Origin of the sequence: Methanococcus voltae PS, from assembly GCF_024807035.1 — an archaeon.
Classification (GTDB): Archaea; AGJL01; Methanococci; order Methanococcales; family Methanococcaceae; genus Methanococcus; species Methanococcus voltae.
In genome coordinates this window covers 56,326-70,102 of the sequence record NZ_JANUCQ010000005.1, presented here as the reverse complement: position 1 = coordinate 70,102, position 13,777 = coordinate 56,326, and the positions used below count along the sequence as shown (strand labels likewise).

The window sequence follows — 13,777 nt, the reverse complement described above, 5'->3', positions numbered from 1 at the left end:
ATAGGAATGGTAATATCTTAAGTTAATTTGGTATTTTTTAATATAATATCTTAATTTTACATATTAAATATACTAATAAATATATTAATTTTCCTAATACCTACATTTATCAAAAAAATTATTTTAATGATAAAGCGTTCTTTTTGGTTTTGTCACAAGCGTCTATACATTTAAGACACATTACACAAAATCCTTTGAGTTTATACTCTTCATTTAATTTTAATACGTTTTGTGGACAGATTTCAACACAAGCACCGCAACTATCACAGAGACTCGGTGTAAATTCAATCCTATCGTATTCTTTTTCATTGTGTACAATTTTTCCCATTTGCAAAGCTTCTGTTGGGCATGCAGATACGCAAGTTCCACATAAATCGCACATTTTAAATTCGTTTGCTCTTTCAGTTTTAGCTCTAGAAGGTAATTCAAGACCTTTTGGGTTTACAACCATTATAGCATCATTTGGGCATTTTATCGCACAAGGACCACAATATTCACATTTCTCTCTGTCCCAACTGATACCATTTGTTCCGCCACATGAATTAGCTGAATTACAGCAATTACACATATTTTCTGAATTTAAATTATTCATAAACATCCCCTATTATGTAAATGTATTATTCAATTCTTATTATACGGTTCTTATTATAATTTTATCCAAATCAAGGATTAATTACAATGTTTTAATTAATTTTCCGCCCTGGCAAACGTCCATGGATAACATTTTAGGTTCTTCACCGATGGTATGTGTTGCACAGGATAAACAAGGGTCGTAAGCTCTAATAACCATTTCCATGTGGTTTAAAATGTGAGGTTTTGCATCTTCCGGTGTTTTAATGTATTTTTCAGCAACTTTTTGAACTCCAATGTCCATAGCAGGGTTATTTTGAACGGTAGCTACAACTAAATTAGTGTCGTTAATAATTCCTCTATCGTCGGTTTTAAAGTGGTGTATTAATGTACCTCTAGGAGCTTCAACACAGCCAACACCTTCACCAGTAATATTTTTAGGGTCAACTTCAGCTCTAACGTCTGTATCAACGATTTTATCGTCTTCTAAGAATTTTCTTATTAATTCTGAGCTTGACAATAATTCGATTAATCTCGCGTAGTGGAATAACATAGGTTGATGTGCAGGTTTTCCATAGGTTTTAACAAATTCTTCATAGTATTTTTGAGCGATTGGCGTAGGCATTTTGTCGCATACATTCAATCTTGAAAGTGTGTTAACTCTATAAGCGCCTTTTCCTTCCCCTTCTCCTTTTTCAGTTAAGTAAGGGAATTTTAAGTATGAATAAGGTCTTACTCCTTCAGTAATATAGTTTGCATACTCTGCAGGGTCGAATTCGTATTCAATTTTACCTTCTGAGTTTACAACTCTAATATTTCCTTCGTAAATATCCTGAGCGCCATTATTTACTAAACCCATGTGGTATGATTCAAAATAGCCAAGATTCATTAAATCTTTTTCTTTTAAGTTTTCAACCATTTCTTTTCCGACATTCAATGTTCTTTCAGCTGTTTCAACAAGATTATCAGATAATGTTAAAAGTTCGTCTCTTTCTTCTTCAGTTAAAGGTTTTGACTGTCCGCCTACTATCGCGGTTACAGGGTGGATTGCCCTACCGCCCACTTTTTGGACAATAGTTTGACCTACTTTTCTCATTGCGATTGAATCCTTTATCATATCCATATTTTCCCCAGCAACGCCTAAAAGGTTTCTTTTTAAAGCGTCATCTGTAGTTGGGAACATTAAATCTGGAGAAGCAAGCATACCAAAGTGTAAAGCGTGGCTGTGCACGTTTGAAGCTTGTTGCATTAAATTTCTGAGCATATTTGCTGTTTCAGGTATTTTTACACCGAATACATTGTCAACCGCTTTAGCACTTGCTAAATGGTGTGAAACTTGACAAATTCCGCAAATTCTTGGGGTAAATATTGGTGCATCTTCGATATATCGTCCTTCTAGGAATTTTTCAAATCCTCTAACTTCCACAACGTGAAAATTGACTTTATCGAGCTTTCCGCTGTCATCAAATGATAACGTAACCTTACCGTGTCCTTCAACCCGAGTAACAGGTTCTATTGACAATTTAGTCATTATATCACCATATACGATAATCCATAATTTTTAATTTTAAACTATTGGTTTTATTCTAATTTATTCTAATTTATTCTAATTTATTTTAATTTTAAAGTACATTAACATTATTTTATAGTCATTCTATAGTCAAATAATATAATTGTCTAATATATTCAATTTATTTTAATTAAATTTTCCATATTATCATTTAAATTTTGTTTATACGCCTTAATATTATGTTTTTAAATTATTTTTTATTTCTATCGTTTTTTACAGGAATTAACGCACTAGGAAGTGTAAATTTGTAGAAACTACCTACTTTATCAATTATTTTGTTCGGAAGCTCTTTAGGGTTCATTTCCTTATCATCGTCAACTTTATAGTCAGAAGCTAATGCAGATATCATTTTAGCACCTTGGTCTACAACTTTATCGGTTGGACCGTAGCAACCCGTACATGGAACGCCCGCACTAGGGCACAAAGCACCGCAAGAAGCTCTTGTAGCAACACCCATGCAAACGTAACCTTGTTCAAGTAAACATTTTTTAGGGTCGATTTCGCCTTCATAATTTCTCTTAAGCTCGCCTACAACAACCCCTTCGCTACTTTTTTCTCTAGGGCACACTTCGCACATGTTTTTATTTGATAATTCAGGTTCTTTGCCTTCTAAAAGTGCAGTTAATACACTAGCGATTAACTCTGGTTTAGGAGGGCATCCTGGAAGTATGTAATCCACATCGATAACTTGTGAGAGGGGTGTTACTCTCGAAGTTAATGCAGGTACTTCTTCGCTTGGAATGATACCTTCGTCATTTTTCGTAGTTATTGTTGTTTTGTACGCTTTTTCTAATAACTCTTCGTTTGAATAGAGGTTACCCATACCTGGGATACCGCCGTAAACTGCGCAAGTACCAAAAGCAATTACAACTTTCGCTTTTTTTCTCATTTCTTTTGCAATATGAAGGTTTTCTTCGTTTCTAACTCCACCTTCGATTAATGCAACATCTATGTCGTCAGGTATTTCTTTAACATCCATTAAAACAGGGCTATGAATCAGTTCGACTTGCTCTAAAATGCCTAATAAGTCTTCATGTAAATCTAAAAGACTAATGTGGCAACCAGAACAACATCCAAGCCATGTAGTAGCTATTTTAACCATGAAACCACCGTATGTATTAGTTCAGTATTATTTCCGTATTAATTCATTATTAATTCATTATTAATTCATTATTGTATTTATTTTAAATCAAATCGGTTTTTTAGTAATATTTCATTGTTATTCGTCTATTTTACCCGTATTTTCTTTTAAAGTACAAGGACCCATAGCTTTTATTTTATCGTAAATATCATTCATTGCAATTTGGAATTTTTCACCTTCTGAAGCTGAAATCCATTCGTGCATGACTCTTTCTTTTTCAATACCAAGTTCATCGAGCATATCGTAGAGCATCATAACTCTTCTTTGCCATTTGTAGTTACCTGCATCGTAGTGACAGTCTCCAAGGTGGCAACCACCGATGAATACACCATCTGCGCCTTCTTTAAATGCTTTTAGTATGAATGACGGTTCGATTCTGCCAGAGCACATCACCCTAATAATTCTGATGCTTGGAGGATATTGCATTCTCCCAACACCTGCTGTATCTGCACCACCATAGGTACACCAGTTACAACAAAAACCGACAATTTTCGGTTCCCAGTTTTCAGCCACATTTTCACCTCATTAGATAATCTAATATAGTCAATAGGTATTCTAATTTCTCATATGTCTATAATGCTAACTAATATATATAATACAATTTTTAAATCGAAATCAAAAGGTTTATATAGAAAATTTTAAAGACATTATATTGAATTATTAATATGGTTAATAATATTTCTAATATCTATTAAATAAAGAAATACCATATTAGATTTTTTAATATATATTTAAATGTTTACTGATATGTGAATTGTTTATTTTAAATTACAAAATAAAAACTAAACATCTATATAAACACATAATTGACTAATTTGTGACTTTTAAATAAAAATATCTGTAAAAAATTCTTAATAACTTAAACTACCGATAAATACTAGTTAAATTAAAATATAATAAACTAAAATGACTAATGACTAATGACTAAATAAAATACTAATTGTGGCTTAACAAATAGGTGATTTAATGGGAAAAACTGTTGAAATTAACCCAACAACCAGACACGAAGGTCATACGAAACTTGTTTTGAAAGTAGATGACGATGGAATCGTAGAAAAAGGTAACTATTTAAGTGTAACGCCAGTAAGGGGCTTTGAAAAGTTTTTAGTAGGCAAACCAGCGGAATTTGCACCTATCGCAGTTTCAAGATTTTGTGGTATTTGTCCTATTGCACACGCTACGTCAGCCGTGGAAGCAATTGAGGATGCTTGTGGTATTGTACCCCCAAAAGATGGATTATTATTAAGAGAATTAACAGGACTCGGCAACAAAATGCACTCACACCCACTACACGAGTTTTTAATTGCTCCTGATTTCATACCTGAAAAGGATAGAGTTGAATATATCACAAGAATTCAGCAGATGAGAAAAACCGGGCAATATATTGTTGATACAATCGGTGGGGAAGCAATCCACGCTCCAAACATCAAGGTTGGAGGTATGTTAAAAAGTATTACCCCCTCAGCAGCTTCAAAAATATATTACAAATGTAAGGAATTTGAAAAATTAGCAAAAGAACAGGTCGAATATTTAATTCCTATTTTTGAAAATAGAACCTTAGTTGACGGAACGGAAATTCCTGAAAAATTAGGGTACCACGACTTTGGATATTTAGCTACAGACTCTACTTACGGCAATAGGGAAAACATAGAGCAGAAAAAAGTACACGAATATACTCCATACGACGTATACGAAAAAGAAGTAGCAGTACAAGCTTGTACAACTATTCCAAGATATAACGGTCGATTAATGGAAGTAGGGCCACGTGCAAGATTTGCTAAATTCCACGATTTCAAGGAAAAAGGTGCGATGGCAATACATATTGCAAGAGCTTACGAAAACGTCATACACGTAAAAAGAGCAATGGAAATAATCGAAGAATTAAACGTTGACGGTTTAACAAGAGCAAAAGACCCTATTTTAGGAGATGGTGAAAAATTAGGGCTTGGAGTTCACGAAGCAGCTAGAGGTCACAACACGCACCAAGCTTCAATCGACGAGAAAGGTAGGATTACATATTACAACGCAATTGTAGCAACTACATGGAATATCCCATTAATCGGTAAAGCGGTAGAAGGTACGCACTATAAATTCGCTGAACACGTTGTAAGAGCCTATGACCCATGTGTTTCCTGTGCAACGCACATGATATCCTTAGATTATGATAATAAAGTTGTAAACGAGAAATATTTCAAATAAAATACTTCAAATAAAAATAAAATTCTTAAAACTAACGTTAATAGAATAAAAATTATATACTACCGAACTAAAAAAAATGGTGAATTATGCCAGGATACTTAAATAAAGAAATATTAGTACTTGGATGTGGTAACATCCTTTTTGGGGACGATGGATTTGGATACCATATGATAAAAAGGTTAAATGAATTAAAAGAACAATATCCTATCTTAAATTCCGAAAAAATACAACTCATTGATGCAGGTACGGGAGCTTCTCACTTTATTTTATCATTAATAGATGGAGAAACCCCATTAAAAAAGATTGTAATTGCAGATATTATTGACTATGGTTTAGAACCAGGAACCTTGAAAAAACTATGTGTCGAAGACATACCAAATCTTCCTAAATATCACGTTGACGCTCATGATATGCCACTTGCAGGTATGTTAAGGGAAATTAACGATGATTATGGGATTGAGATTGTAGTTATCGGATGTCAGCAAAAACGAGTTACAGCACCGGATATATTACTTGAATTATCGGAAGAAGTAACCAATTCAATCGATGATGCAGTTAAAATGGTAGTTGATGAATTAAATTAAATTATATTAAAATAACATGAATAATTTGAATAATTTGAATAAATAAATAAACTATAAATTGGCTATTAATGAATTAATAAATTAATTTAACTAAGTTTTAGAATAAATAAAATGAATTATATCGATAATGGTGATATAGTGGTAAAAATTGCCCATATACACATGAGTGGTTGTACAGGATGTTTGATATCCCTTACAGATACCTATGAAAAATTACTTGATATTTTAGGGTCTGTTGAGTTAGTTTATGCTTTAACGTTGGCTGACGAAAAAACAGAAATCACAGAAACCGATGACAAAATATTAATCGAAAGAAAAATACCTGAAGGTATTGATATAGCACTAGTTGAAGGTAGTGTGTGTTTAGACGACCATCACTCAATGGATGACATATTAACGACCCGTAAGAACTCAAAAATCGTTGTAGCACTTGGAGCTTGTGCAGCTTCTGGTGGAGTTACTCGATTTGCTAGAGGCGGTCAGATGTCACAACCTAGTCACGCCTCATTTGTACCGATTGGCGACGTGATTAAAGTAGATTTAGCACTTCCAGGGTGCCCTCCTTCCACAGAATCAATTGTAAAATTGCTTACAGCGGCTTTAGAAGGAGACATGGAATATTTAGAACCATTTGCAGAAATTGCCAAATATGGAAAAGACGCTTGTGGATGCGATGTAATTAAAGAAGTTATTAATAAATCGCTCTGTATGGGTTGCGGAACTTGTGCGGCAGCTTGTCAAGTTAACGCAATAGACATGGTCGAAGGAAAACCAAACATTAACTCGGAATTCTGTATAAAATGTGGAATTTGTAGTGCGCAATGTCCAAGGGTTAGATTCCCGGAAATAATTCGAAAACTTGAATAGATACTTTATAATTTATAATTTATAATTGATAAACGGAAAATAAAGGAAAAACTTCAATAAAATAATGAATAATGAAATACGCTCATATTTCTTAGTGGTGGTATTTTGAACCCATTTGGAAATTATAAAACGGTAATATCTGCAAGAGCCACAGATAAAGAAATTTTAAAAAAGGCACAAGACGGTGGTATTGTATCAGCAGCTTACATATATGGTTTAGAAAGTAAACTTCTCGATGGTGTGATTGTTGCAAACACCGAAGATGGATTTAACGCCGCTCCGAAAGTTGCTACGACTCCTGAAGAAGTTTTAAACGCAGCAGGTACCAAATATACTGTATCACCTAATGTGTCAGTTTTAAAAGACGCCGTTAGGGAATATGCACTAGAAAAGGTAGGTATTGTAGGAACACCTTGCCAAGTGCAGGCCATAAGAAAATTAATCAAGTATCCTATGGGATTTAGGCATACGGATTCCAAAATTGCTTTAGTAATGGGTATATTCTGTATGGAAAACTTTTCATATGAAGGTATGAAAGCAATTGTCGAAGAATACGCAGGTATCAGAATGGACGACGTTTTAAAAACAGACATCGGAAAAGGCAAATTTTGGGTTTATTCAAAATATGGTGATGTAAAATCCGTTAAATTGAAAGATACTCATATGTATGAACAGAAATCTTGTCATATTTGCACAGATTACACAGCAGAGCTTGCAGATATCTCAACCGGTTCAGTTGGTAGCCCAGACGGTTGGAGCACCATATTTATAAGAACTGAAAAAGGTGAAGCATACATAAATAAAATGGTTGAAGCGGGCGTCTTAGAAACTAAAAATATTGATGACGTAAAACCAGGTTTAGATTTAGTGCAAAAACTCTCGTTACAGAAAAAAGAGAAAAATGAAAAAGAAATAGTTCAAAGAAGAGAATTAGGTTTGCCTGTTCCTTACTAAAAATATTTCTTTTTATTTTTTACGTTTATTATTTTTATTTTACTCTCTATTTTAATTATTTTTACTTTTTGTTTCTATCCCTATTTCTATTTCTTAAAAAGTAAAAATAATTAAAAATTAAAAAAAGGATTATTTAACAAAAAGTTCTATTAGAAACAGGTATACAAAGTGTTTTATCACAATGTGGACATTTAATAGTTACTTCGTTGGTTTTGTAGTTTTCAGGGAATGGTTTTTTACAGTACGGACAATACCAAATTTTTTTACCAGTTTCTTCACAAGCGCCGATTTCTCCAACCGTAGGATATTTTTTAAAAGTTACATCGCTTTCAGGGTCTTGATATTTGAAAAATAAGTCCATTAAACCTTCATATAATTCAATAGCTGACATTTTAATACATTTTTCCCCCTTACAAATAGGACACTCCATTATTTCACCACTTAATTTTATAATAATATTCTATTTTAACATATTTATTTACCTATTTATTTACCTATTTATTTAAAATATATATTTTTTAATATATATCATTTACAATTCAAAATCCAATTATAGGTTTTCACCCTCATATTTTGCCAAAGACCGAATATATCCATCCATAATTGGTTGTAGCATCTTATTTTTTAATAAAGTATTTTTTTCAAATTTTAAATTGATATACAGTACAAAATATTCTGCTATAAACTCATTGAATTCATTTAATCCATTTTTTATATATTTATCAACATAATTATTGTAATAATCCGATTCCCCCTCATTTTCAAATGATAACTCGCATATATCTTCTTTTTTAGGGTATTTTTTTAAAATATTTGTTATTGCCAGACTAAAATTTAAATTGGGGTCGTTTGGGAAATATTCTAATTTTTTAGAAATAATTTCAGAAAATTTCTCTAAATCCGAATCATTTAGGCTATTTATGAGATTTATACACAGTGAAGAATCCCTACGAAGTTGCTCAATATGGTATTCTCGCCAATCGTATTTATCAGAATTCAGGTTATTTCGAGGTATTACATTTAACTCCTGTAATATAACTTCTTTTGTAATCTGTTCCAATAAATCTTTAGGGTTTCCCAATAATTTAAAGAACGATATAAAGATTATTTTTTTTGCACCATTTCTTTTTAATTTATTTTTTAGTTCTTTAAGGTAGTCATCTTCAATATCTAACAAATTAAACAATATAACATTTTTTCTAAAGATATGGCTTTTTAAATCGCTATTTTCTATATTTATGTCATATAAATTATTTAATTTAACATATTTAAAAATTTCATTGCAGAAATTATCATTAAGCGCATCTGCTTTAACTTCTTCGGTTCCTATACACATATTTTTGTTTATTGTATTGTAAAACGTAGGAATTTTTAGCAATATTGATTCTTTTAAAAATTTTTCGTCAAATTCATAATTGATTGAATTTACAATTATATCTACGTAATTATTAAAGTTTTTTTCACTCTGTAACTCATTCATAATTTGGATAAATTCATCATCAAATATTAATTCATAATTCGATTTCTTTTCATTGTTATTATTTTTAATATTATTTTTAATATTATTTTTACGATTACTATTTTTACTATGATTGCATCCAGTTTCGTTTTCTTTTTCATAACAATATGATATATGATAACTTACCATTCCCTTTGAATTATCTTTTATCTTAAATCGATACATAATATCCCCTGTCAGATATGAGGTTAGTAGTCAATAATAAAGATTCTAATTTTTTAGATAATCTTTAGATAATCTATAGTATATATTATTTTTTTCGTACAATATATAGGTTATTAAAATAAAAATAGTATAAAAATAGTATAAAAATAGTATAAAAATAGTATAAAAATAGTATAAAAGTATTGTAAAAATAAGGGGTGATAAGGTACTATAATAAAATTTTAAAGTTTCTTTGATATATTTATATATGATGAGTAATTATATTATTTTAACTTGAATTTATAATGATTAATCATTACAATTTAATTATAAATAGCTTATGGGATAAAATATTAGATATAATGTTAGTTATAATGTTAAATAGAATTTTAAATGGATATTAATTAAAATATTAGATAAATAGACTATTAAATAATAATTATGTTATGAATTTAGATTTAGATTTTGTTATTGGGTGATTTTATGTACCAAATATTAACCATTTTTTCAGACGTCTTTGAAAGTATAAAAAGACTTGCGGAAAATTACTTTGCATTGTGGGTTATATTGGGCTCAATTATTGGATTTTTCAATGCAGATGTTTTTTCCTGGGCGTTACCACACATATCGTTATTTTTAGGAATAATAATGTTTGGAATGGGCATGAGCCTAAAGTTTGATGATTTTAAAATAGTTTTACAGAGACCCAAAGATGTATTCTTAGGTATGGGCTTACAATTTACTTTAATGCCTCTTTTAGCGTATATTATCGCACTAGCTTTGCAATTACCTCCAGAATTAGCCGTAGGTGTTATTTTATTAGGTTGCTGTCCAGGTGGTACGGCTTCAAACGTGATTACATATCTTGCTAGGGGGGATGTGGCACTTTCTGTGGCAATAACAACATTTTGTACGGTAGCTTCACCGTTAATAACGCCAATATTGACGTTAATACTTGCTCATCAATGGGTGGGGATTCCCGCATCTTCGATGATACAATCCATATTTTTAATAGTACTTTTACCTGTAACATTGGGTTTAGTATTAAATGGATTAATGGGCAAAAAATTAGAACCTTTTAGGTCATCAATGCCCCTAGTGTCAGTGGTAGCCATCATATTAATTGTTGGAGCCATTATTGGCGTAAATGCGGATAAAATAGTAACTTCAGGACTTTTGGTATTGCTTGCAGTTATTTTGCATAATGGGCTTGGATTATTAATAAGTTATGGAATTACTAAAAAATTGGGCATATCTGAAGCTAAAAGAAGAGCTATAGTTGTAGAAGTGGGCGTACAAAATTCCGGTTTATCTGTTGCATTGGCTACGCAGTATTTCTCGCCATTTTCAGCGGTACCTGGTGCAATATTTAGCGTTTGGCATAATATAACCGGTCCTTTATTAGCAAATTATTGGACTAAAAAAGATAAGGAATTAGAAGAAAAGAATTCTAAAAAATAAAATAATAATAATTGATAAATATATAATAAATAAATGATAATTATTTATTAATTATTTATCTAGTTATTATTCAATTAAACAATTAAACTTTTTATATAATCTACCCTATCATTCATTTCTTTTTTGGATTTGGCTTCTAAATTAAGCCTTAAAAGTGGTTCTGTATTTGAAGCACGCAAATTAAACCACCAATCTCCACAGTATACGGAAATACCGTCAATAGTTTCTATTTTACAATCTTTAAAATGATTTTTAATTGTTTCAATAGTTTTTTCTTGTGTATCTTTATCGGCCAATTTAAAGTTTATTTCTCCGCTATGGTAGTATATTTCGTATTGTTTTGCTAATTCAGATAATTTCATATCATTATCGTCCATAGCTTCTAGAATATACTTTAAAGCTAATAAAGGGCTTTCAAAATACCCTATTTCTTTAAAGTAGAAGTGATTACTAAACTCCCCTGCAAAATCTGCATCGATTTCGTGCATTAATTTTTTGATGAAGTAATGACCTACACGAGTTTTAATAGCGTTTGCGTTATGTTTTTCCACTAATTCGGGAACTATATTGCTACATCTTAAATCATAAACTATTTTTGGCGTAGTTATACAAGGTTTGCCGTCCTTTGTAAGTTTAGTGGTATGAGTAACTATTTCTTCGCTGTCTTTATCGTTTTTATCGTTTTTATCGTTTGTACCATTCATTTCTTTTTTCTTCTTTATGGGGTGACATATACATTCGCATTCATATTCGCAGTTTGGATAATCTATTTTTTTCAATTCGATATCTTTCATAATTTGGTCTGCAATTATTGCGGTTATTATATCGCCTTTCAATGGGTTACCCGTCTCATCTATTAAACCTAGCCTATCTCCGTCACCATCGAAAATAAGACCTATTTTGGCTCCTGTAATTACGGTAGTGTCTTTAATTTGCTGTAAACATTCTTCTTTTAAAGTATCCGGTTCGTGAGCTGGGAAAGTTCCATCGGGACACTCATTTATAAAGTTATAATTTTTAAATAACTTCATTATTACATTTTTTTCAGCCATGGTGGTTGCACCATTTGCAAAATCAACGCAAATTGATATTTTATCCAATTCTTCATCTGAAAAACTGTTTTTAAATTTTTTTATGAAATATTCTTCATAATCATCGATTGGGTCAAAATTAATATCTGGGATATCTAAAATTTTCGTGTTTTGAATTTCCTCAATTTTTGTATGTTGTATCTCCAATCTTGAAAAATTAGGTTTAATATCTTCAACCGGTGAGAGGGGCACAACGTTTTTATCACATACTTTAAAACCCGTATATTCTTTTGGATTATGTGAAGCTGTTAGTATTACGCCTAAATCATAGCCCCCGCCTTTGGTTCCATAGTACATTTTTGGAGTTGAAATAGTCCCTGCATAATAAACCTTGCTCCCCATGTCTAGAAGTCCCCAAATAAACGGTTTAACGAGTTCTTCAGAGCCTATCCTAACGTCGTTACCTACGAGTACATTTTTATATGTTTCACCTAAAGATACACCCAAAGAATACGCAAATTCATAATCAAGTTGTTCTTTATATTTTCCCCGAATATCATAAGCCTTAAAAACCAAATTATCACCAAATTTTACATTAGTTACGTAATTACTAATAATAATTATACTTATTATGTTAATTATATCCTAAATACGTGGTCATATTATTTATTTTAATGTAATTTATTATACCAATATAATAATTTATGAATTAAGGAATATAAATAATATCTACAATTTAAAAAATACGGGGAATAAAAACTGAAAAAATAATAAAAAAAATAAATATGAAATAATAAAATAATAAAAATAGTATACTATAAAAATAATATAAAAAAATTAATAGAATAAATTAAATTTATTCGATATCAATTCCTTTTTTGATTGAAATTTCTGATTTTGGAAGGACTAATGTTAACATTCCATTTTCAAATTTAGCTTTTGATTCATTTTCCTTTACCGGCGTTTGTAACGTAATCATCCTATATGCGTCTTCTTCTGAAGACATTTCATTGTATATGACGTTTTCTGATTCAGTTACAGCTAAAGGTTGTCTTTTAGCCCTTAATTCAATTGAATTTCCAACTGCGTTTATAACAATGTTGTTTTTCTCAACCCCTGGTAAAAATGCCATAATTTTTATTGATTCGTCACCATCAATAATTGTTATTGGCATAAATCCTTCGCCCTGTATTTCTAAACCATTCATTCTAACGTGCTTTTTTGAACCCATCGAGCCGAATGCAGAACCTAAATCTGTCATTCCACCCATAAAGCCCATTGATTTTATAATATCGAAAGGGTCGTTTGAATCTCTACCAAACATATATACCACCTCTAGATTATAGCATAATTTGTTATATGAATATTACTTTGAAGTTCTATATATATTTTTTGGTTACTATTTAATTCCCGTATTACTAAAATTTAATAAAACTTTATTTAATATATGTAATATATCTATAATTCTATATATTTAAATTTTTATTATTTTTATTATTTTATTATTTTATTTTATTATTTTTCTAGCATATTATTTAATGAATAACCCTATAAAACAAGCTATACATGTTAATAACCCGTAACGAAAATAATAGCGCAATAAACCAAAAAATATAAAAAGGAGATACTTAATAGATAATATTATACTATAATGTGCATTATGTTATAGCTTAAAATATTTTAGAATAAATAGATACTATTAAATATATGATTAACATAGTTGTATACAACCTATTA

The 13,777-nt window shown here is 30.8% G+C and carries 12 protein-coding genes and 1 pseudogene; 5 read left to right on the top strand and 8 right to left on the bottom strand.

Features of this window, described 5'->3' with window-relative positions:
- Positions 1-118: 118 nt before the first annotated feature.
- The 4 genes and pseudogenes from M2325_RS07890 to M2325_RS07875 form a co-directional block, all read right to left on the bottom strand.
- A pseudogene (locus M2325_RS07890) lies at positions 119-523 on the bottom strand (4Fe-4S binding protein); the annotation flags it as partial.
- A 150-nt stretch (positions 524-673) separates the two neighbouring features.
- Positions 674-2,101: a Ni/Fe hydrogenase subunit alpha gene (locus tag M2325_RS07885; protein ID WP_259052585.1), complete on the bottom strand. Its 1,428-nt coding sequence runs from the start codon at positions 2,099-2,101 to the stop codon at positions 674-676.
- Positions 2,102-2,330: 229 nt separating this feature from the next.
- The gene (locus M2325_RS07880; RefSeq protein WP_209591548.1) at positions 2,331-3,242 is read right to left on the bottom strand and encodes an NADH-quinone oxidoreductase subunit B family protein; all 912 of its coding nucleotides are present in this window, start codon (positions 3,240-3,242) and stop codon (positions 2,331-2,333) included.
- 117 nt (positions 3,243-3,359) lie between these two features.
- Positions 3,360-3,794, bottom strand: a complete 435-nt coding sequence (locus tag M2325_RS07875; protein ID WP_209591549.1) for a hydrogenase iron-sulfur subunit — start codon at positions 3,792-3,794, stop codon at positions 3,360-3,362.
- 453 nt (positions 3,795-4,247) lie between these two features.
- On the opposite strand from M2325_RS07875, the gene frhA reads away from it, so the two are divergent.
- From frhA to frhB, 4 genes are all read left to right on the top strand, one after another.
- Positions 4,248-5,480, top strand: coding sequence for a coenzyme F420 hydrogenase subunit alpha (frhA, locus tag M2325_RS07870; protein ID WP_209591550.1), 1,233 nt, complete (start codon positions 4,248-4,250; stop codon positions 5,478-5,480).
- Between the two features lie 86 nt (positions 5,481-5,566).
- The gene (gene frhD, locus M2325_RS07865; protein ID WP_209591551.1) at positions 5,567-6,064 is read left to right on the top strand and encodes a coenzyme F420-reducing hydrogenase, FrhD protein; all 498 of its coding nucleotides are present in this window, start codon (positions 5,567-5,569) and stop codon (positions 6,062-6,064) included.
- A gap of 138 nt (positions 6,065-6,202) precedes the next feature.
- On the top strand, positions 6,203-6,931 hold the full coding sequence (frhG, locus tag M2325_RS07860) for a coenzyme F420 hydrogenase subunit gamma (RefSeq protein WP_209591552.1): 729 nt from the start codon (positions 6,203-6,205) through the stop codon (positions 6,929-6,931).
- A gap of 105 nt (positions 6,932-7,036) precedes the next feature.
- Positions 7,037-7,885 carry a coenzyme F420 hydrogenase subunit beta gene (gene frhB / locus M2325_RS07855; protein WP_209591553.1) on the top strand — a complete coding sequence of 283 codons (849 nt, stop codon included), beginning with the start codon at positions 7,037-7,039 and terminating at the stop codon, positions 7,883-7,885.
- Positions 7,886-8,018: 133 nt separating this feature from the next.
- Here frhB and M2325_RS07850 read toward each other — a convergent pair whose 3' ends face one another.
- Positions 8,019-8,315 (bottom strand): hypothetical protein, encoded by a 297-nt coding sequence (locus M2325_RS07850; RefSeq protein WP_209591554.1) that lies wholly within the window; start codon positions 8,313-8,315, stop codon positions 8,019-8,021.
- A 120-nt stretch (positions 8,316-8,435) separates the two neighbouring features.
- On the bottom strand, positions 8,436-9,569 hold the full coding sequence (locus M2325_RS07845) for a hypothetical protein (RefSeq protein WP_209631981.1): 1,134 nt from the start codon (positions 9,567-9,569) through the stop codon (positions 8,436-8,438).
- 462 nt (positions 9,570-10,031) lie between these two features.
- Here M2325_RS07845 and M2325_RS07840 point away from each other — a divergent pair, with 462 nt between their 5' ends.
- Entirely contained in the window at positions 10,032-11,009 is a 978-nt protein-coding gene (locus M2325_RS07840; protein ID WP_209591556.1) for a bile acid:sodium symporter family protein, read from the top strand.
- Positions 11,010-11,083: 74 nt separating this feature from the next.
- Here the strand turns inward: M2325_RS07840 and M2325_RS07835 are convergent, their stop codons facing one another.
- Complete coding sequence (locus M2325_RS07835; protein WP_259052582.1) at positions 11,084-12,616, bottom strand: phosphomannomutase/phosphoglucomutase; 1,533 nt, start codon at positions 12,614-12,616, stop codon at positions 11,084-11,086.
- 280 nt (positions 12,617-12,896) lie between these two features.
- Complete coding sequence (locus tag M2325_RS07830; protein WP_209591558.1) at positions 12,897-13,364, bottom strand: Hsp20/alpha crystallin family protein; 468 nt, start codon at positions 13,362-13,364, stop codon at positions 12,897-12,899.
- Between the last annotated feature and the right edge of the window lie 413 nt (positions 13,365-13,777).

Coding starts and splice junctions, on each gene's coding strand:
- M2325_RS07885 (WP_259052585.1), bottom strand. CDS start 2,101: ATGACTAAATTGTCAATAGAACCTGTTACTCGGGTTGAAGGACACGGT.
- M2325_RS07880 (WP_209591548.1), bottom strand. CDS start 3,242: ATGGTTAAAATAGCTACTACATGGCTTGGATGTTGTTCTGGTTGCCAC.
- frhA (WP_209591550.1), top strand. CDS start 4,248: ATGGGAAAAACTGTTGAAATTAACCCAACAACCAGACACGAAGGTCAT.
- frhD (WP_209591551.1), top strand. CDS start 5,567: ATGCCAGGATACTTAAATAAAGAAATATTAGTACTTGGATGTGGTAAC.
- M2325_RS07850 (WP_209591554.1), bottom strand. CDS start 8,315: ATGGAGTGTCCTATTTGTAAGGGGGAAAAATGTATTAAAATGTCAGCT.
- M2325_RS07845 (WP_209631981.1), bottom strand. CDS start 9,569: ATGTATCGATTTAAGATAAAAGATAATTCAAAGGGAATGGTAAGTTAT.
- M2325_RS07840 (WP_209591556.1), top strand. CDS start 10,032: ATGTACCAAATATTAACCATTTTTTCAGACGTCTTTGAAAGTATAAAA.
- M2325_RS07830 (WP_209591558.1), bottom strand. CDS start 13,364: ATGTTTGGTAGAGATTCAAACGACCCTTTCGATATTATAAAATCAATG.